Source organism: Paraburkholderia sp. SUR17 (assembly GCF_029536165.1).
In the GTDB taxonomy this organism is placed as follows: domain Bacteria; phylum Pseudomonadota; class Gammaproteobacteria; order Burkholderiales; family Burkholderiaceae; genus Paraburkholderia; species Paraburkholderia kururiensis.
Window position 1 is genome coordinate 102,175 of sequence record NZ_CP120508.1, and the last position, 18,672, is coordinate 120,846.

Genomic DNA, 18,672 nt, shown 5'->3' on the forward strand with positions numbered 1-18,672 from the left:
GCTGCGAGAGGAGGTGTTGGGCGGTGCCCGCCAACGTGTTCAACGCCCTCAGCGGTCTGCTGCGAGCTTCACGCCCAGCCCGACGAGCGCGGCGCCGCACAGCGCATCCACGGGGCGGCGCAGGCGCCGGTAGCCGCGCTGCGTGCGCTCGGCCGCAAACATGAAGGCCACGCTGCTGTACCAGCCGGCCGAGAGCGCTGAAATCAGCACGAGCACCACGCCGTAGAACCACAGCGGCGGATGCGGCGGGAACATCGCTGCAAATACGCTCGTCCAGAAGACGCACGACTTGGGGTTCGTCAGGCACGTAACGAGGCCGGTGCGCCAGGCGCGGAAGTACGCGCGACGATTGGCCGCGGGCGGTATCTCGGTGGACGGCATGGTCTGCACGTCATCGTCGCGCCGCGCGCCGGAGCGAACCAGCTTGATGCCGAAGTAGACGAGATACAGCGCCCCGGCGATGCGGATGCCCCCATAAAGCCAGTCGATCTTTTGCAGCACCGCAGCTACGCCGAGCATGGCGAGCACCGCCCAGATCGTGGAGGCCGTGCCCACACCCAGCGCCGATGCGGCGCCGAGGCCCCGCCGTCCGGCAAGCGAGAGCTGCGTGATCATGAAAAAGTTCGGCCCGGGGCTTGCCGCGGCGAACAGATAGACGACGGCGATTTGCAGCAGGATCGGCAGGTAGTGCATGGCGTGACCGGTGGACGCAGAACCAGAGCGACTAGGGCGAAGCGCCGATTCTAGCGCCCTGCTGCGCTCAGTCCAGCCGCAGTTTCGCGATGTACGGCAGATGATCGGAAAGCCACGACGTTTCAGCGGCGGGCTGGATCAGCTCGACCGGCTTCAAGCCGCGCACGAACATCTTGTCGAGCGCGAGCGCCGGTGAGAACGCCGGGAACGTGCGCGCCGGCTCGCCGAGCAGCGTTGCGACTTCGGAGAGGCCATGATCGGCGAAGAGCGGCACCGAGTCGTTGCGCCAGTCGTTGAAGTCGCCGGCCAGCACGAGCGGTCCTTCGGGCGCTTCGCGTGCGATCCAGTGGGCGATCCAGTGCATCTGGCGCAGCCGGGCCTGGCGCGTGAGCGCAAGGTGCGCGCACAGCAGCGTGACCGAGTGCCCGCCAAAGGTGGCTCGCGCGACCAGCAGCCCGCGCCGCTCGAAACGGTGGGCGGAGATGTCCCAGCGTCCGCCGGGGTCGAGCGGATGCGGCGAGAGAATCGCGTTGCCGTGCCGCCATGACGGTTTGAAGACGTTGGGCCCCAGCGCGATTTCGAGATCGAGCGCTTGCGCGAGTTCGGTGGCCTGGCAATGCCAGACGTCGTCGGCGGCGTCTGCCATGCGTTCGCCGAATCCCGCGGAAAGCACCGGCTGCGGCATGCGCCGCGCCATGGCTTCCTGGAGAAAGTAGGCGTCCGCATGAACGGACTGCACCCAGCGCTGCATGGCCTGCCACGCCGTGAAGCCGAGCGGCGAGCGGCCCTTGTGCAGGTTCCAGCTCACCGCGACGAAGTCCTTGCCTTGAGCCGCGCCGGGCAGGTGTTCGGGGTTTCGCATGCCGATGGTGTCCGTGTGGTTCGTTGTTGCTCTCACGGCTGGTTCACGAGGCTTGCCCGCACGCGGTATTCGAGCGCCGGGTCTTTCGGAAGGATTTGCCAGGTCGCCCATTGCCCGGCCGGCACGCGCAGGCCCGGATGACTCGCCGCCACCTGGCGCGGCTGCGGCGGCAGCGCGCACCCTTCGGCCGTGCGTTGAGGGGTGTCTTCCTCGAGCACTTCCTGGGCGTCGATGGCGAGCGTCACTTCGTTCGCATTCGCGTCGACGGGCGAGACCGTGAGCGTGCGGGCGAGGTCGATGCTGCCTGCCGGCTGCTGCTTGCAGCCGACGTCATGGGTAACCACGTGATGATGCGTGTCGGTGCGCGCCTGGCCCACCGTCGTGGTGGCCTGGAAGGTGTCGATCTGCTGGCCGTCGCGCACGACCTGCAACTCCCATTGCACGGCCTGCTGCGCATCCGCGAGCAGCGGGGCGCCCAGTAAGGCGCCAAGCAGCAGGGCGGCGACGCTCGTTTTCCACATGATTCTTCTGGCTCCGTGCGCGGACCTGCGCGTTCGTCGCAGACGTTTTATACGTCTGGCTGTTCCGCCAATCCGCCTCCATTCGCAATCAACCATCTTACGCCCGATCCGCATGGCGCCCCACGAGGCCGCCCGTAGGCGGCTGCGGCCTTATTTCATGTGAGCGATGTGAACCGATCGAGTATCTGGCCCATTTGTGACAGCGCATCGGCTGCATGGGTTCAGCAACACACCATTGCCCGCAGCGCGTACGCAATCCGCGGACCCTGTTAGCAGCACAGCCGCGCGGCTGCTGGCTTGCACGCCAATATTGCATGGCTACACTGAACTGGAACGATGCTTGCGTAGGCCGTAAAACGGAAAGCAGAACGGGGTGAAACATGACGACGGCGATGATCAAACAGGAAATTGCGGTGGCGTCGTTCAGCAAGGTCTACGACCTGGATCATGTCGAGACCGCACTGAACGATCTCGGGGAGAGCGCGAACGACGCGCTGCGCACCACGTACGAAAAGATGCTCAAGATCGGCAATCTGCGTTTCTGCGTGAAGCCGAACCGCATGCCTTCCATAGACGACCTGATCGGTGCGCTGCCCAACTTCGCCGATCCGCTCGACGACGTGCGGCGGCAAGTGGCGCTGTGCCTCGAAACGGACGACCGGCTCGAACTGATGCCCATTCTCTTGCTGGGCGACCCGGGCATCGGCAAGACGCATTTCGCGAAGCAGCTCGCCCGGCTGCTCGGCACGTCATATCACTACGTCGCGATGAGTTCGCTCACGGCGGGGTGGATTCTTTCGGGCGCGTCGTCGCAGTGGAAGAACGCGAAGCCGGGCAAGGTGTTCGATGCGCTCGTGCACGGCAGCTACGCCAACCCCGTGATCGCCGTGGACGAGATCGACAAGGCGAGCGGCGATTCGCAATACGACCCGCTGGGCGCGCTCTACGCGCTGCTGGAGCACGACACGGCGCAAACCTTCATCGACGAATTCGCCGAGGTGCCGATCAACGCGGGCCACGTGATCTGGATTGCGACGGCCAACGACGAGCGCGCGATTCCCGAGCCGATTCTCAACCGCATGAACGTCTACGAGATCGCGCCGCCCGATCGCGACGGCGCGCGGCGCATCGCGCAGTCCATCTACGACGAAATCCGGACCGCGCACAGTTGGGGCGAGCGCTTCCCGGCCGTGCTCGGCGACGATCCGCTCGACGCGCTCGCGAAAGCGTCGCCGCGCGAGATGCGCCGGGCCATTCTCAACGCGTTCGGCACGGCACGCATCGACGGTCGGCACGAGGTTCAGGCGAGGGACGTGCGGCTCGATTACGGCTCACGGCGCAAATCCATCGGGTTTCAGGCCTAGCGACTCGCCGCCGCCGGACGTGATGCTCCATGGTGGTTCGATCGCGTTTTTGCGTAAAAACACCCCGCTTCACCGTAAAAAAGCCGCCCGAGGGCGGCTTTTTGCTTGGTTATGCCGGATCGTTCCCGAAAATGACGGGAATCGTATGCGTATTGTTGTTTTCTCAACAACGATGGCGTCGGCGCGGCGTCACAATGTTCCTCGAGCGCCTTGGGAGGCGGGCTTTCTTCGGGAAATCCCGGATGCCGTACGCGTGCCGCGCCATGGCCGTCGGCGCGTTTCGAGGCGAATCTGGCGGGCCGTCGGCGCCTGCGGCACCGTCGTACAATTTTGACGATGCCGGCGCCAGCGGTGGAGACGGCCGGGCGGCGAACGCCATCGGCAGGGCGGCGCGAAGCACTCAACGAAAGCACGAACGAAGGCATGATGTGGGACTCGCAGTCGCACCTTGCCTCCAAGTGGACGTGGGACATGGATCAGATCGAATGTGTGGTGATCGGCGCGGGCGTGGTCGGGCTGGCGATAGCCCGGGCGCTTGCGGCGCGGGGCCGCGAGGTGATCGTGCTCGAGGCGGCCGAAGCTATCGGCGTGGGCACCAGCTCGCGCAACAGCGAAGTGATTCACGCGGGCCTCTACTATCCGCGCGGCTCGCTCAAGGCGGCGTTGTGCGTGCGCGGCCGCGAAATGCTTTACGACTACTGCGCGGGGCACGGCGTGCCGCACCAGCGCTGCGGCAAGCTGCTCGTGGCGACGGCGCGCAATCAGGTGCCGCAGTTGGAAAGCATCCTCGCGCGCGGCAGGGAGAACGGCGTGTTCGACCTCGTGCGCATCAGCGGTGCCGAGGCCACGGCGCTCGAACCGGCGCTCGAATGCGTGGACGCGGTGTTCTCCCCGCAGACCGGCATCGTGGACAGCCATCAACTGATGCTCGCCTTGCAGGGCGACGCCGAGCACGACGGCGCCGTATTCGCGTTTCATGCACCGGTGCAGGAAATCGAGGCGGCCAACGGACGCTTCGTCGTGCGGGTGGGCGGCAACGAACCCACGGAGATCGGCTGCGCGTGCGTGATCAACAGCGCGGGGCTGCACGCGAATGGGCTGGCCCGACGCATCCGCGGGCTCGACGCCCGCCAGGTGCCGCCGCTTTATCTCGCGCGCGGGAACTACTTCAGCATCTCGGGACGGGCGCCGTTCAGCCGGCTCATCTATCCCATGCCGAACGAGGCGGGGCTGGGTGTGCACCTCACACTGGACCTTGGCGGACAGGCGCGCTTCGGTCCGGACGTGGAGTGGGTGGACAGCATCAACTACGACGTCGATCCGCGCCGTGCCGAGTCGTTCTACGCGCAGATCCGCGCGTATTGGCCAGGGCTGCCCGATGGCGCATTGCAGCCGGCTTACGCCGGCATTCGGCCGAAGCTCTCCGGCCCGGGCGAGCCCGCGGCGGACTTCATGATCCAGGGCCCGGCCGCTCACGGCGTGCGCGGGCTCGTGAACCTGTTCGGTATCGAGTCGCCGGGGCTCACCGCGTCGCTGGCCATTGCCCAGCGCGTCTGCGAGGTTGTTGGCCGCGCTTGAACCGGCGGCTGCGGCATGTATCTGCGGTGCGCCTGCGACGCACGGTCGCTTATCTCCATCATTCGGGACATTACGCGAGGCGGCTTCGTTGTTATGCTTGTCACGCGCCGTCGTCAGAACGGCGAGCAGGTGAGCCTTACCTGTCCCAATGACCTGGAGTGACTCCCCATGAAATCGTCCCGTCGTACTTTCCTTATCACTAGCATTGGTGTTGCATCTTCGTTGGCGTTGTCCCGTCAGGCGTTTGCCGACGCGCCGAAGGTGTCCGAATCCGATCCCACGGCTGTTGCGCTTGGCTACAAGAACGACGCGGCGCAGGTCGACAAGGCCAAGTACGCGAAGTACGCGGCCGGCCAGCAGTGCAACAACTGCCAGTTCTTCCAGGGCAAGCCGACTGACGCATGGGCGCCGTGTCCGATGTTCGGCGGCAAGCAGGTATCCGGTAAGGGCTGGTGCAGCGCATATACGAAGAAGGCCTGAACGCCGCGCGCTTCACATGCTGCGCCGAGGTCTGTTCGATGCGGCGCAGCATGACAAGGCATGGCCGGAAGCGATTTGAAATGCGGGGCGCCGCGCTCACCATCGCCCGCCGTCCCGTCCCGCCGTCTCCCCTTGTCGTCCTCGTCGTCCTTATGCGGCGGCATGCAAGATGCTTCAAACGCAGCTTGAAATCACCTTGACCGGTCTTTACACTCGCAGGGCATCGGCGAAGGCCGGTACGCAGCTATCGAGGGCTGCATAACGACATACCCTCCCTCGTGAAGGCCGGAGAACCGGATGGCACCAGCGTCGAGAAGCTTGAACACACGGGCAGTCGCGGCCGCCGTGATCGGCAATGCGCTCGAGTGGTATGACTTCACCGTGTACGGCTTTCTCAACGTCGTCATCGCGCAGCTGTTCTTTCCCGCCAGCAGCGAATACGCGTCGCTGCTTCTCACCACGGCAACGTTCGGCGTCGCGTTCGTGATGCGCCCCGTGGGCGGCATCGTGCTCGGTCTCTATGCCGACCGCGCGGGCCGCAAGGCCGCCCTCTCGCTCGTGATTCTGCTCATGACGCTCGGCATCCTGCTGCTCGCCATCGCACCGCCGTATTCGGCCATCGGCGTGGGCGCGCCGCTCATGATCGTGGTGGGCCGCATGCTGCAAGGCTTCTCGGCGGGCGGTGAGTTCGGCAGTTCGACTGCGTTGCTGATCGAAGCCGCACCGTTCTCGAAACGTGGTCTCTACGGCAGCTGGCAGATGGCGAGCCAGGCCGGCGCGTTGCTGCTGGGTGCCCTCGTAGGCGCGACGATCGCGCACGGCCTGCCGCCCGAGGCGCTTAAAGCATGGGGCTGGCGCGTGCCGTTCATCCTTGGGCTTTTGATCGGCCCTATCGGTTTCTACATTCGCCGACACCTCGCGGACTCCGAAGCATTCCTTCACGCGAAGCAGACCGCGCGCCGTGCCACCTTGCGCGAGGTCTTCGCGAGCCACAGCCGCGACGTGCTATGCGGACTCGGCGCTGTCATCGCGCTTACGGTGACGGTTTATGTGCTCATCAGTTACCTGCCCACCTTCGCGGTGCGCGAGCTGAAGCTCTCGTACGCGGAGTCGTTCCATGCGGTGATTGCGGGCAACATCGTGCTCATGGTGCTCTCGCCCGTGATGGGCGCGTGGTCCGACCGCATCGGCCGCAAGGGGCTCTCGCTGTGGTCGCTCGTCGTCACGTTCGTATTGATGTATCCGCTCTTCTCGTGGCTTGCCGCCGCGCCTACTGTGTCGAAGCTGGTGCTCGTGCAGACGCTGCTTTCGGTCACGCTCTCCGGCTACTACGGACCATTCGGCGCGCTGATTGCCGAGCTGTTTCCCGCTAACGTGCGCTCCACCAGTCTCTCGCTTGCCTACAACTTTGCCGTGATGTTGTTCGGCGGCTTCGGCCCGTTCATCGTGACGTGGTTGATCCAGACATTCGATTCGCCGCTTGCGCCCACGTGGTATGTGATGGGTGGCCTCGCGGTGTCCATTGTTGCGGTGGCCTGCGTGCCCGCACAGCGCCATGCCGATCTCGACGCGCGGCGCAAGCCGGCGTAACCGGGCGTCGTCAGCTATGAGCGCGAGTCGGCGCGCTGCCGCTTCGCACGCACACGTTCAGCTGCGCGCGTGCATCAACGGCGGCCGGCGATTGAACCAGGGGCGCGCCGCTTCGAGTTGTGCGGCGAGCCGGAATAGCGTGGCGTCGTCGCCTTCCCGCGCGGCGAATTGCACCCCGATGGGCAGACCACGCGCGTTCCAGTAAAGCGGCACCGACATCGCCGGCTGACCGGTGAGATTGAACAACTCGGTGCAGCCCGCCCACGCGAATGCCTTGGCCGATGCTTCGGCGAGCAGGCGTTTCATGAGCGGCTCGACGGGCATGGCCGTGACCGCGCGCATCTGGATGCGCTCCATCTGCGTGGGTCGCATCTCGCCGATCTTGATGGGCGCCGACGCGAGCGTCGCGCACAGAATCACGTCGTAGCGCGTGAAGAGATCCGCCACCTTCGCGCTCACGCGGCGCTGTGTTTCGAGCGCGCCCGGCAGCGCGCCTTCACCGAGCTTGCGGCCCACGTGCGCCATCGCCCATGTCGCAATTTCGAAGTCGGTGCGGCGAGGCTTGCGGCCCGAGAGGCGATCCGCGTGCAGCACGAATTCGTCGGCGACCACGGACCACAGCATCAGAAACGCGTGAGCGACAGAGGCGAAGTCGACGTCGGGTTCAACGGGATCGACATGATGACCGAGCGATTCGACGAGCCTGGCGGCGTCGTCCAGCGCAGCGCGCGCATCGGCGGAGAGCGACGGCGCGAGCATGGGGTGCGAGATCAGCGCGATATGCAGCGGCTTGCACGGTTCGCGCGTGGCCGCGAGCAGCGTGCCGGGTGCGCCAGGCGGCAGTGCGGGGTTGCCGGTCACAAGATCGAGCAGCAGGGCGCTGTCGCGCACGCTGCGCGAGATGGCGTGATCCACACCAAGCTCGCCTGGCGGCGGCGCCTCGATGCGCGGCGCCTGGCGCGAACGCGAGGGCTTCAGTCCGAAGAGTCCGCAGCATGAAGCGGGAATACGGATCGAGCCGCCGCCATCGGATGCATGCGCAACCGGCACGACGCCGGCTGCCACGGCCGCCGCGGCACCGCCGCTCGATCCGCCCGGCGTGTGATCGAGGTTCCACGGATTGCGGCACGGACCAAACAGTTCGGGCTCCGTATAAGGCATTTGCCCGAGTTCAGAAGTACTCGTCTTCGCGAAAATGTTGAGCCCCGCCTGGCGAAAGCGCGCGACCACCGGCGCGTCTTGCGTGGGCACGAAGTAGCGATAGTGACGGCTGCCCATCGACATCGGCAGGCCCGCCACCGGCGCGCCCAGATCCTTGACCAGAAAAGGCACACCCGCGAGCGGCCCTTCGGCGAGGCCTTGTGTGCCATCACCGCTGCTGAGCGCGCGCTTGCGGGCCGTCTCGTAGTCTTTGAGCACGATCGCGTTGATGGCCGTATTCACCGCTTCCACACGCGAGATCGCCGCGTCCAGCAGTTCGCGCGCGCTGACTTCGCGACGCTTCACGAGATCGGCAAGGCCGATCGCATCGTGGGCAAGGTAGTCGGACTCCATCGATCGGTTTCTCGCGTGCAGGGGTGATGGCGTGGAAGGCGCTTACATGCGCTCGCCGAGGAACGTCAGCGTGCGGCCATGCGCGAGCGCTGCGGCGTGCTGGTTGTACGACGCGCGCTCCGTGCAGTTGAAGCCGTGCTCGGCGCCGGGGTACAGGTGGAACTCCACGTTGTCGCGACCCGTGAAGCGCTCCTTCACCTGCCCCACGGCCTCGAGCGGAATGGAGTGATCGTGCTCGGCATAGTGGAACAGCATGGGCACCTTGATGTTCGGCGCTTCTTCCAGGCGGTTCTGGATGCCGCCGCCGTAGTACGACACCGCAGCATCCAGCGTGCCCTGGGCAGCGGCGAGATAGGCGAGGCGTCCGCCGAAGCAGTAGCCGATGGCGGCCACCTTGCCCGTCACCTCGGGCATGGCGCGCAACGCGGTCGCGGCTGCGCCGATGTCGGCGACGGCGAGATCGACGTTGGTCTTTTGCAGCAGCTCGATGCCGCGGTCGCGGTCCGCGCCCACGTAGGCCAGTTCCACACGCGGCTGCGTACGCCAGAAAATGTCGGGGGCGAGCGCGACGTAGCCGTCCTGCGCGTATTGTTCGGCGACGTCGCGAATATGGCCGTTGACGCCAAAGATTTCCTGAACGATGACGATGCCCGGGCCCTTGCCCGTCTTCGGCAGCGCCAGGTAGCCTTCGAAGCTTTCATTGCCGGTGGGAATGTCGATCCAGCGGGACGTAATGCTCACAGCGTTCTCCTTCAAGACGGTAACGGAGCGAGACGCCGCGATGCTTCCCGCCGCACACCGAAAGCGCTGCAAAGCCTGGCGAGGCCTTGCAAGGCACGGCTGGGCGCGACGCGGCGAATCGAACCAGGAAGTCAATATGGAGAGTCAGTTTGCCATAGGGGTGGACGGCGCTGCAGCAAGCCGCGCAGCGTGTCTCAAGATACGTCCTGCTGCACGTGGCGGTCTTGGCCGGTGGGCGATGGCTGGGTGATCGGCGGCAGCACGCTTACGATGCTTATTCGAACTATTAACGGTTATTAACCGCCATCACTTTAGTGCGGATGGACAAAACGTCACATTGGCGGACACGCACATTGAGCCGGCCTTGCGCAAACCTTTGCGAAGCCCTGCTCGCATGGCCAGGCCGGGGTATCCGCAGAGCCGCATGGGTGGCCGTTTTACAGGCACTGCAGTGCTTACATCGCATCTCGCGGTTCGGTTGACAGGACAAACGCTATTGGTAGTGTCACCACTTACCCAAAAAAATCCCCTAAATTAATTTGATCGCCTACACTTGCGCGCAAGTATGATTGGCCGCCTGTCACAAACCGGCGAATGTCATGCTAGCCAGGTGCATGAACGATGCATCCTGCGTGGTCGTCCCCAATAGAGCGACACGTGAAGGGAGCGGGGCACAGGGCGATTACGTAATTTGGGACCGAAACTGGAGACTTACATGAACATCAAGATTCAAAAGCTGTTGCCGATCAGCGCGGCCGCCATGCTGTTTGCGTCGATCGCAACGACCGCGGCAGCTGACCAGGTCGTGAAGATCGGTCACGTCGCTCCGCTGACGGGCGGCATTGCTCACCTCGGGAAAGACAACGAGAACGGCGCGCGTCTCGCGGTCGAAGAAATCAATGCCAAGGGTCTGACGATCGGCGGCCAGAAGGTCACGCTGGAACTCGACGCCCAGGACGACGCGGCTGACCCGCGTACGGCTACCCAGGTTGCCCAGAAGCTCGTCGACGACAAGGTCGTGGCGGTGGTCGGTCACCTGAACTCGGGTACCTCGATCCCGGCATCGAAGATCTATAGCGACGCGGGCATCGTCCAGATCTCGCCGTCGGCAACGAACCCCGCCTACACGCAGCAAGGCTTCAAGACCACGTACCGCGTGGTGGCTACGGACGCTCAGCAAGGTCCGGCACTCGCGAACTATGCCGCGAAGGGCCTGAAGGTGAAGAGCGTCGCGATCGTCGACGACTCCACGGCTTATGGCCAGGGTCTGGCGAACGAATTCGAGAAGACCGCGAAGGCACTGGGCCTGAAGGTCGTGTCGCACGACGCGACGAACGACAAGGCCGTGGACTTCCGCGCGATTCTGACGAAGATCAAGGGTGAGAACCCGGACGCGATCATGTACGGCGGCATGGACGCCACCGGCGGCCCGTTCGCCAAGCAGGCGAAGCAGCTGGGCCTGCGCGCGAAGGTGCTCGCGGGTGACGGCGTGTGTACCGACAAGCTGTCGGACCTGGCTGGCGACGCAACCGACAACGTCGTGTGCTCGGAAGCCGGTATGGCGCTCGAGAAGATGGCAGGCGGCGCAGCGTTCCAGGCGAAGTATCAGAAGCGCTTCGGCCAGCCGATCCAGATCTACGCTCCGTTCACGTATGACGCGGTGTACATCATCGTCGACGCAATGAAGCGTGCGAACTCGACGGACCCGGCGAAGATCCTCGCCGCCATGCCGAGCACCGACTACAAGGGCGTGATTGGCGAAACTACGTTCGACTCGAAGGGCGACCTCAAGCACGGCGTGATCTCGCTGTACAACTACAAGGGCGGCAAGAAGACCCTGCTCGACGTCGTGAAGATGTAATGTCGCGGGCTGCACCGGGTGGCGCTTCGCGCTCACCGGTGCGGTTCATGTCGACAACGACAGGCTGAACGAGGCACGCGTGCATCATGCACGCGTGCCTTTTGTTTTGGTGGCTTGCACGCGAGGCGGATGCATCGATAACAAGCTGGGGGAGAGGGCCATGAGCCGTTCGTTCGATGACGACTGGCGCCGCTGGATTGCCGAAAACCTGTTGCTCGACGTGCCGCCGGAAACGCTTGCTGTGGCGCTCGCGTCGCATGGCTTCGCGCCGGCGGACGCCACGCACGAAGTGGACGCGGCGCTTGCGAGCCCGTATCTGCAGGGCGGCGCGCGGCTTCGTAATCGTTTGCGCAAGCGTGACTGGATGCTTTCGGTGTATCGCACGCTCGCGCGCATGCGTGCCGCGCCGCAGACGAACGCAGGCGCAGCCGACGCCGGCGTGAGCGCAACGGCAGTGGAGCGACGCGAACGGCTCTCGCGCGACGAATTCTTCGAGTCGTATTACTGCCAGAACCGGCCTGTGCTGATCGACGGCATGCTGGACGCGTGGCCCGCGCTTCGCAAATGGGGCTACGACTATTTCCGCACGCGTTGCGGCGACGCCGAGGTGGAAGTGCAGTTCGGCCGCGAATCGGACGAGAACTACGAGATCAACCAGCCGAAGCACAAGCGGCTCATGCGCTTTCGCGACTACGTGGATCTCGTGGAGCAAAGCGGCGCCACCAACGATTTCTACATGACGGCGAACAACACGTCGCGCAACCGCGCGGCGCTGGCGGCGCTGTGGGATGACATTCCGCCCATCGACACCTACCTCGACGCAAGCTCGCCGGACAAAGGCTTCTTCTGGTTCGGCCCGGCCGGCACGAAGACGCCGTTCCACCACGACCTCACCAACAATTTCATGGCCCAGGTGATGGGCCGCAAGCTTGTCCGTCTGGTGCCGCTCGCCGATACGGCGTTCATGTACAACCATTTCCACTGCTTCTCGCAGGTGGACGGCAGTGCGATCGATACCGAACGCTTTCCGGCGATGAAGAACGCGCAGGTGGTGGAGTGCACGCTCGGGCCTGGCGAGCTGCTGTTTCTGCCGATCGGATGGTGGCATTACGTGGAAGGGCTCGACGTGTCCGTGACCATGACGTTCACCAACTTCCTGCGCCACAACGACTTCGCGAGCGGGTACCGCACTTATCACGAGCTTTGAGGCGGGCGGCCCGCGCGCAGACGTCGAAACGAGCGCGGAAATGAAAAAGCGGACCGGTTGCCCGGTCCGCTTTCCTCCCTGACGCTTTGGCTGCCGTCGTTATTTTTTCGCTGCGAGAGCGGGCACGGCAGCGGGCGCGCCCGAGCCGACGCCCGAGGTTGCGCCGCCGAGCGCACCCGTGAGTGCGCCCACGAGGCTCGTGACCGGCGCGAGGAGATTGCCGCTGCCCGTCGCGCCGGCACCTGCGCCGCCGCCAATCGACACACCGCTGCCGGCCGACCCGCCCGAGCTTCCCGAGCCGCTGGCTGGCCTCGTGACCGTGACGCCGCCTCCCACACCCGCGCTGATGTTGAGCGGCGCACCGAGCGCGCCCGTCAGCGACGAGACGAGCGAGGTGATCGGTGCGAGCGGGTTGCCGCTGCCGGTTCCGCCTGTTCCACCCGTTCCACCTGTTCCGCCCGGCAGGGCGCCGGTGAGAGAGCTTACGAGATCCGTGATGGGCGCAAGCGGATTGCTGCCGGTCGTGCCGCCGGCGGTGAGGAGCGTGCCTGCTGTCGTTACCGTGTCGCCGGTCTTGGTCAGCACGTTGCCGAGGCTCGGACCCACGGGATTGCTGGTCGCACTCCCGACCTGCGTGCCGGCGCTGTCGAGCCCGTGACCGAGCGTCGCGAGCAAGCCATAAAGCGGGGCGCCCAGACCTGTGGTGTCGCCTACTGCCTGGGTCGTTTGGCCGAGTGCGGTCGTGATCGGCGTGATGATCGTGCTCACAGACTGCGTGACCTGCTGAACCGGACCGCCCGCCACGGTGGTACCCAACTGCGTGCCGACACTGCTCACCGCGTTGCCGACTTGCGAGACGGCGCCGCCGAGCGGCGTCGTGAGCGGACTCAGCGGTGCCGCTGGGCCGGTGCCCAGACTGTTGACCAGTTGGCCCGTGCTGTTGACGGCCTGGCCGACGTCATAGATCAGGTTGCCGCTGCTCGCGAGCGAAGTGCCGAGCGGATCGGTGGAGTTGCCGAGCTGGCCGAGACCGTTGCCCACACCCTGACCCAGCGCCGTGACGCCGTTGCCCAGGTTCGATACCGCGTTGCCGAGCGCGCCGGTCGTGCCTGAGCCGGCGCCGGGAACGGGCGTGAGGCCGATCTGGCTGCCAATCGTCGACACGGTTTGACCGGTCGACGTCACTACGTTGCTGGCGGCTTTGACGACCTGGCCGAGGAGGTTGTTGGTCGTTGGTGTTGGTGTTGGTGTTGGCGTCGGCGTCGGCGTTGGCGTTGGCGTCGGAGTTGGCGTTGGCGTTGGCGTCGGAGTCGGAGTCGGAGTCGGAGTCGGAGTCGGAGTCGGAGTCGGAGTCGGAGTCGGAGTCGGCGTGGGCGTGGGCGTACCACTCCCTCCTCCCGACCCCGACCCTGATCCACCGCTTGCCCCGCCTCCCAGTCCCGCCCCGGCCCCCGCGCCGGTGCTGCCGGAAATCGCCGGCTTGGCGGGCGTATCGAGTGTGGTGCCGCAGCCTGTCAGCGCGACCATCGACGACACGCACAACGCGATCGCCGTCAGCTTGAACGTCTGATTCATTTTTTTGCCCCCCGTATCGGAATTCGCGGGAGACAGACTGCAAGCGCTATGCCATCTGGAGCGGCCGATCGCCGTGAGCGCACAGGTCCAGCAAAATCAAGGCCCACGCGGTTTGAAACGAAGCGCAGGCAAAAGAGGCGCACCGTCGTGTGGGGCGGAACATCGGTGCGAGGTGGGCCGATGTAACGTAACGCGCGATGCGCTCGGCATAGGCCGCCGGCGCGTCAACGGGACGTCCGCTGGCGCTGAATCGTCGGCTACAAGCGGGCGAAAAGCGGCGTGAAGAAAAACGGCGTGAAGAAAAACGCGCCGCCGCTCACACCTTGAGCCGCCGCAAAACCCGCGGCGCGACGGCGGCCACGAGCGCCGCGCATAGCGCCACCACGGAAAGCCCGATCGAAAGGTTCGTGATCTGCGCGACCCCGCCAATTACCACCGGCCCCAGCAGCAAACCGAAATAGGCGAGTCCGGCGACGTGAGCTAGACCTTCGGCCGCATGGATGCCATTCACCCGTGTCGACGCCGCGAATAGCACCGGCATCATGTTCGCGAGACCGAGGCCCATGAGCGTGAAGCCTGTCATCGCCGTGACCGGATAAGGCAGCAGCAGCGCACCGACCATTCCGACACAGGCGAGCGAAGCGCTCGCCATCACGAGTTGCGGTGCGCCGAAGCGGGCGCGCACGGCGTCGCCGGCGAAGCGCGCCGCCGCCATGCCGCCCGAGAACGCCGCATACGCCGCGCTTGCGACGGCCGGGCTCGACACCACGACGTCCCGCATGTAGACCGTGGCCCAGTCGTACATGGCGCCTTCGGCAACGAGCGCGATCAGGGCGATTGCGCCGAGCATCCACAGCGCCGGCGAACGCCAGCGGTTCGCGCGCGGCGTCGCCGAATCGGGATGCTCGGCGTGCGGCACGTGAGGCAGTACCGCGGGACACGCGGCAATCAGCACGAGCGTCACGATCGCTGAGGCAAGCGCTAGGTGCAGCGCCGGCGCCATGCCGTGCGCGAGCAGCGCGCCGCCCACGGCGGCGCCTGCCATGCCGCCCACGCTGAACATGCCGTGCAGCGACGACATGATGGGCCGGCCCATCGTCTTTTCCACGGCACTGGCTTCGGCGTTCATGGCGACGTCGAGCGTTGCCATGCCCACCCCGAATCCCGCGAGCACCGGCAGCAACAGCCAATACGTCGGCACGACGAGAATGAGCGCGCCGCACACGGCCATGGCGAGACCGCCCGCAAGACAGGCGCGCCGCGTGCCGACGCGCGCGATCCACGACGCGTTGGTCGCCATCGCGGCGATCGATCCGCCCGCCACGGCAAAAAGCGCATACGACAGATGCGCCGGGTCCAGATGAAAGCGGTCGCGCACGGTCGGCACGTGGACGCCCCAGGACGCGTACATCATCCCGGCAATGAAAAACAGTGCCATGGTCGCAATGCGAGCCCGATTACGCGCGGCGGCAGGAAGATTGCGATGCGCGGCAGGCAAGGCGGCGAAATCGGGTGATTGATCGGACACGGGAAAGATCTGGGAAGAGAAAAGGGAAAGCGGATCGAAAGCAGGACGATTCTAGCGAAGCTTTATTTCCCTGACGGCGGTGGGTGGAATGGCAACTGGTCGACCGATGTCATCTGCGTTCTCGCAAATGGCCGGTGCCCAACATGCATAATTCCGATAACGGCGGACCGGCGTTATTGGACCGCAGACAGTTCCACGAGGACGCGAACTTGAACATTCCCGCTCACGCTCCGTTGCATCTGCTGCATCAGGTGAATATCGGCACACTGGCTACCCATGCACGGCAGCCGCAAGGGTACCCCTATCCGACGGTTTTGCCGTTCGCACCGGATTCACGCCATCGTCCCACCATACTCGTGAGCGGTCTGGCCGAGCATACCCGCAACCTGCATGCCGATCCGCGCGCCGGTTTTCTCGTGGCGCACGCGGTGGACGGCGACGTGCTCGAAGGGCAGCGCGCCACGCTGCTCGGTGTGTTCGAGCCCGTCGAGCCGGCGCCGGCACTCGTGGCGCGCTACCTGCGCTATCACCCGGCCGCTGAACGCTATCTTGCGCTCGGCGATTTCACGTTCTGGACGATGAACATCGAGCGGCTGCGTTATATCGGCGGATTCGGCGCGATGGGCTGGCTGGACGGAAGCGAACTCGATGCGCTCGCGCCGCTCGCCCCTGAAGACGAAGCGGCACTCATCCATTTCTTCGAGCATCATCCGCGGCGCGCCGCGAACCTCGAACTGATGGGCGTCGACCGTTACGGGGCGGACCTGCGGATCGACGGCACCCGTACGCGCTTCGTCTTCGACGCGCCCAGGATGGATTCGACATCCTTGCATGGGGCGCTTGCCGACTGCGTGGAGCGCCACGCCATGTCCTGAGTTGCCGCTGCTTTGCCGCCGACCTTACCAATAAAGTAGGACTTTTTTCCGGCGCGGCATGACCATTTCGCCGCGAAACTCTCGTGCGGTGAAATGTTTTTTTGTGAAGCTTGCATTTAATTATCACGAACGGCAATTCGTCCGATATTTTTTTGTAGATCAACGAAGTTTTTCGGGAAAATACGAAATTGCATCCCGCGAAAGCCGTTGCCACGGAACGGGAAACCCCCGGCAGTTGGTGAAAGAAAAATTAATAATAATGAGGCTCGGCATCTTTTCTGTTCTTTCCATTTTGTGTTAATCTCGCCTGCAAATTCCGAGGCATGATAACCTTCAAACGGCAAACCCGGCACAAGACTGGAAGCCATTTATCCAAACCACAAGGGAACCTATGTCTTCCTACAAGGAACTACTCGCGCAGCGAGAGAAGCTGGAAAAGCAGATCGAAGAAGCCAAAGCGCGCGAATATGCGGAAGTGCTCAACGAGATCAAGCAGAAAATGGCCGACTACGGCATTACGCTGGCTGAACTCGGCGGCGGCCGCGGTAAGCAGGCCAAGGCGGCAAGCCGTTCACGCGCAAGCGTAGCGCCGAAGTATCGCGACCCGGAAAGCGGTAGCACGTGGTCGGGTCGTGGCAAGCCGCCGCGCTGGATTGCGGGCCAAGATCGCGAAAAGTTCCTTATCTAGTAGTAAAACGGCCGCTCTTCACTGAGCGCGTTCCGTCTAAAGAAAGCCGCGCGCTCTGTTTAGGGCGCGCGGCTTTTCTATTTATGTTTCGGGACTGCATATTGCGACGTTCACGAAACCGGAACCGCTTGGAATGCGAATGCGTCGTGTTTGTATAACCAACTGATTCCAAAGGAGAAATTTAGGCTCTTCAACGGAATTTCACGATGACGCCGGTACAATGGCGCCACACGTCGAAATAAACCGGTCTCACGCTTCCCATCGCATCATGCCCAACGCCGCAACCGTCCAAATCGCGGAAAAGCAGGACGTCGCCCGCAAAAGTACGCTGGTTAGCGTCGCCCTCAACTCGGTCCTCGTGGTCCTGCAGATTGCCGTGGGCCTGTTCGCGCATTCCCAGGCGCTGGTCGCCGACGGCGTTCACTCGCTTGCCGATCTCATCTCCGATTTTGTTGTGCTGGTCGCGAACCGCCATAGCGGCGCACAGCCCGATGCCGACCACAACTACGGACACAGCCGCTACGAGACCGTCGCGTCGCTGTTTCTCGGGGCGCTGCTGATCGCGGTGGGTGTCGGCATGCTGTGGCGCGCCGGCACCCGGCTCGCGAACCTCGATGAAATTCCGCCCGTGCACCTGGTCGCGCTCGCCGTAGCGGTGCTCGTGCTCGTTTCGAAGGAAGCGCTTTTCCGCTACATGCTGCGCGAAGCCCAACGCGTGCGTTCGGCCATGCTCGTGGCCAATGCCTGGCACGCGCGCTCGGACGCGGCGTCGTCGCTGGTCGTGGCGATCGGCATTGTGGGCAGCGTGGCCGGCGTGCGGCTGCTCGATCCGATTGCGGCCGCCATCGTCGGTTTCATGGTGGCGCGCATGGGTTGGACGTTCGGCTGGGACGCGCTGCAGGATCTCTCGGACCGCGCACTCGACGAAACCGCCACGGAGGACATCCGCAAACTGCTACTCGCCACGCCAGGCGTGCGCGACGTGCACGAACTGCGCACGCGCAAGATGGGCGATTCCGCGCTGGTGGATGCGCACATCCTGGTGGATCCGCTGATCTCGGTTTCTGAGGGGCACTACATTGCCGAGTCGGCCCGCGCGCGCGTGCTCACCGACCCGCGCGTGATTGATGCGCTCATTCACGTCGATCCCGAAAACGACGCTGTGGCGCGGCCGCCCGTGAACTTGCCGCCCCGCGAGCAGGTGCTCGCCCACCTGAACGAGGCGCTCGGCGAACAGGGCGCGAAGGCCGGCGCGGTGAATCTGCACTACCTGAGCACGGGGCTCGACGTCGAAGTCACGTTACAGCGCGATGTCCGCGAGCATGACCCGGCCGACGCGAGGTTCATCGAGCGGCTCGATCTGGATGCATTGCGGCGCCGGCTGGGAGCACGCAGGCTCGACGTGCGTCTGTCCATGCAAGCCACGGCGACGGCTACCGGCAGCGCCGGCGCAGCAGCCGACGCCCGACGGCAAGACGCCGACGAAGGCCGAAAGCCGGTTCAATCTTCGGCTGAGAAGAAGGAGTCTGTGCCGCACGGCACGCGCTGAAGCGCG

General features: G+C 64.8%; 17 protein-coding genes. 9 read left to right on the forward strand and 8 right to left on the reverse strand.

Annotated features, from left to right (window positions below; translation table 11 throughout):
• Positions 1-48: 48 nt before the first annotated feature.
• The 3 genes from P2869_RS00475 to P2869_RS00485 all read right to left on the reverse strand — a co-directional run bounded on the left by P2869_RS00475 (position 49) and on the right by P2869_RS00485 (position 2,076).
• Positions 49-693: a LysE family transporter gene (locus P2869_RS00475; protein WP_277597161.1), complete on the reverse strand. Its 645-nt coding sequence runs from the start codon at positions 691-693 to the stop codon at positions 49-51.
• 67 nt (positions 694-760) lie between these two features.
• The gene (locus P2869_RS00480) at positions 761-1,555 is read right to left on the reverse strand and encodes an endonuclease/exonuclease/phosphatase family protein (RefSeq protein ID WP_017772430.1); all 795 of its coding nucleotides are present in this window, start codon (positions 1,553-1,555) and stop codon (positions 761-763) included.
• 32 nt (positions 1,556-1,587) lie between these two features.
• Positions 1,588-2,076: a hypothetical protein gene (locus P2869_RS00485; protein ID WP_017772431.1), complete on the reverse strand. Its 489-nt coding sequence runs from the start codon at positions 2,074-2,076 to the stop codon at positions 1,588-1,590.
• Between the two features lie 380 nt (positions 2,077-2,456).
• Between P2869_RS00485 and P2869_RS00490 the strand changes: the two genes are divergently transcribed.
• From P2869_RS00490 to P2869_RS00505, 4 genes are all read left to right on the forward strand, one after another.
• The gene (locus P2869_RS00490; protein WP_277597162.1) at positions 2,457-3,440 is read left to right on the forward strand and encodes an AAA family ATPase; all 984 of its coding nucleotides are present in this window, start codon (positions 2,457-2,459) and stop codon (positions 3,438-3,440) included.
• A gap of 471 nt (positions 3,441-3,911) precedes the next feature.
• Complete coding sequence (locus P2869_RS00495; RefSeq protein ID WP_126878560.1) at positions 3,912-5,018, forward strand: NAD(P)/FAD-dependent oxidoreductase; 1,107 nt, start codon at positions 3,912-3,914, stop codon at positions 5,016-5,018.
• 168 nt (positions 5,019-5,186) lie between these two features.
• Positions 5,187-5,498, forward strand: coding sequence for a high-potential iron-sulfur protein (locus P2869_RS00500; RefSeq protein WP_026120968.1), 312 nt, complete (start codon positions 5,187-5,189; stop codon positions 5,496-5,498).
• A 297-nt stretch (positions 5,499-5,795) separates the two neighbouring features.
• On the forward strand, positions 5,796-7,088 hold the full coding sequence (locus tag P2869_RS00505; protein ID WP_277597163.1) for an MFS transporter: 1,293 nt from the start codon (positions 5,796-5,798) through the stop codon (positions 7,086-7,088).
• Positions 7,089-7,145: 57 nt separating this feature from the next.
• Here the strand turns inward: P2869_RS00505 and P2869_RS00510 are convergent, their stop codons facing one another.
• Positions 7,146-8,642, reverse strand: a complete 1,497-nt coding sequence (locus P2869_RS00510; RefSeq protein WP_277597164.1) for an amidase family protein — start codon at positions 8,640-8,642, stop codon at positions 7,146-7,148.
• Positions 8,643-8,684: 42 nt separating this feature from the next.
• Entirely contained in the window at positions 8,685-9,383 is a 699-nt protein-coding gene (locus P2869_RS00515; protein WP_277597165.1) for a dienelactone hydrolase family protein, read from the reverse strand.
• Positions 9,384-10,098: 715 nt separating this feature from the next.
• Here P2869_RS00515 and P2869_RS00520 point away from each other — a divergent pair.
• Entirely contained in the window at positions 10,099-11,244 is a 1,146-nt protein-coding gene (locus P2869_RS00520; RefSeq protein ID WP_017772438.1) for a branched-chain amino acid ABC transporter substrate-binding protein, read from the forward strand.
• A gap of 160 nt (positions 11,245-11,404) precedes the next feature.
• Positions 11,405-12,451, forward strand: a complete 1,047-nt coding sequence (locus tag P2869_RS00525; RefSeq protein ID WP_277597166.1) for a cupin-like domain-containing protein — start codon at positions 11,405-11,407, stop codon at positions 12,449-12,451.
• Positions 12,452-12,550: 99 nt separating this feature from the next.
• Here P2869_RS00525 and P2869_RS00530 read toward each other — a convergent pair whose 3' ends face one another.
• Together P2869_RS00530 and P2869_RS00535 are read right to left on the reverse strand one after the other, a co-directional pair.
• Complete coding sequence (locus tag P2869_RS00530) at positions 12,551-14,026, reverse strand: collagen-like triple helix repeat-containing protein (RefSeq protein ID WP_277597167.1); 1,476 nt, start codon at positions 14,024-14,026, stop codon at positions 12,551-12,553.
• Between the two features lie 316 nt (positions 14,027-14,342).
• Positions 14,343-15,554 carry an MFS transporter gene (locus P2869_RS00535; RefSeq protein ID WP_126878554.1) on the reverse strand — a complete coding sequence of 404 codons (1,212 nt, stop codon included), beginning with the start codon at positions 15,552-15,554 and terminating at the stop codon, positions 14,343-14,345.
• A gap of 209 nt (positions 15,555-15,763) precedes the next feature.
• Between P2869_RS00535 and P2869_RS00540 the strand changes: the two genes are divergently transcribed.
• Positions 15,764-16,429, forward strand: coding sequence for a pyridoxamine 5'-phosphate oxidase family protein (locus P2869_RS00540; protein WP_126878553.1), 666 nt, complete (start codon positions 15,764-15,766; stop codon positions 16,427-16,429).
• A 116-nt stretch (positions 16,430-16,545) separates the two neighbouring features.
• Here the strand turns inward: P2869_RS00540 and P2869_RS00545 are convergent, their stop codons facing one another.
• The gene (locus P2869_RS00545) at positions 16,546-16,797 is read right to left on the reverse strand and encodes a hypothetical protein (protein WP_277597168.1); all 252 of its coding nucleotides are present in this window, start codon (positions 16,795-16,797) and stop codon (positions 16,546-16,548) included.
• 23 nt (positions 16,798-16,820) lie between these two features.
• On the opposite strand from P2869_RS00545, the gene P2869_RS00550 reads away from it, so the two are divergent.
• Together P2869_RS00550 and P2869_RS00555 are read left to right on the forward strand one after the other, a co-directional pair.
• Positions 16,821-17,117 carry an H-NS histone family protein gene (locus P2869_RS00550; RefSeq protein WP_017772444.1) on the forward strand — a complete coding sequence of 99 codons (297 nt, stop codon included), beginning with the start codon at positions 16,821-16,823 and terminating at the stop codon, positions 17,115-17,117.
• 268 nt (positions 17,118-17,385) lie between these two features.
• Complete coding sequence (locus P2869_RS00555) at positions 17,386-18,666, forward strand: cation diffusion facilitator family transporter (protein WP_277597169.1); 1,281 nt, start codon at positions 17,386-17,388, stop codon at positions 18,664-18,666.
• Positions 18,667-18,672: the final 6 nt, after the last annotated feature.

Bases quoted from the DNA above. Each gene is read 5' to 3' on its own strand.
- P2869_RS00475 (WP_277597161.1), bottom strand. From the start codon at position 693: ATGCACTACCTGCCGATCCTGCTGCAAATCGCCGTCGTCTATCTGTTC.
- P2869_RS00480 (WP_017772430.1), bottom strand. From the start codon at position 1,555: ATGCGAAACCCCGAACACCTGCCCGGCGCGGCTCAAGGCAAGGACTTC.
- P2869_RS00485 (WP_017772431.1), bottom strand. From the start codon at position 2,076: ATGTGGAAAACGAGCGTCGCCGCCCTGCTGCTTGGCGCCTTACTGGGC.
- P2869_RS00490 (WP_277597162.1), top strand. From the start codon at position 2,457: ATGACGACGGCGATGATCAAACAGGAAATTGCGGTGGCGTCGTTCAGC.
- P2869_RS00495 (WP_126878560.1), top strand. From the start codon at position 3,912: ATGGATCAGATCGAATGTGTGGTGATCGGCGCGGGCGTGGTCGGGCTG.
- P2869_RS00500 (WP_026120968.1), top strand. From the start codon at position 5,187: ATGAAATCGTCCCGTCGTACTTTCCTTATCACTAGCATTGGTGTTGCA.
- P2869_RS00505 (WP_277597163.1), top strand. From the start codon at position 5,796: ATGGCACCAGCGTCGAGAAGCTTGAACACACGGGCAGTCGCGGCCGCC.
- P2869_RS00510 (WP_277597164.1), bottom strand. From the start codon at position 8,642: ATGGAGTCCGACTACCTTGCCCACGATGCGATCGGCCTTGCCGATCTC.
- P2869_RS00520 (WP_017772438.1), top strand. From the start codon at position 10,099: ATGAACATCAAGATTCAAAAGCTGTTGCCGATCAGCGCGGCCGCCATG.
- P2869_RS00525 (WP_277597166.1), top strand. From the start codon at position 11,405: ATGAGCCGTTCGTTCGATGACGACTGGCGCCGCTGGATTGCCGAAAAC.
- P2869_RS00530 (WP_277597167.1), bottom strand. From the start codon at position 14,026: ATGAATCAGACGTTCAAGCTGACGGCGATCGCGTTGTGCGTGTCGTCG.
- P2869_RS00545 (WP_277597168.1), bottom strand. From the start codon at position 16,797: ATGGCTTCCAGTCTTGTGCCGGGTTTGCCGTTTGAAGGTTATCATGCC.
- P2869_RS00550 (WP_017772444.1), top strand. From the start codon at position 16,821: ATGTCTTCCTACAAGGAACTACTCGCGCAGCGAGAGAAGCTGGAAAAG.
- P2869_RS00555 (WP_277597169.1), top strand. From the start codon at position 17,386: ATGCCCAACGCCGCAACCGTCCAAATCGCGGAAAAGCAGGACGTCGCC.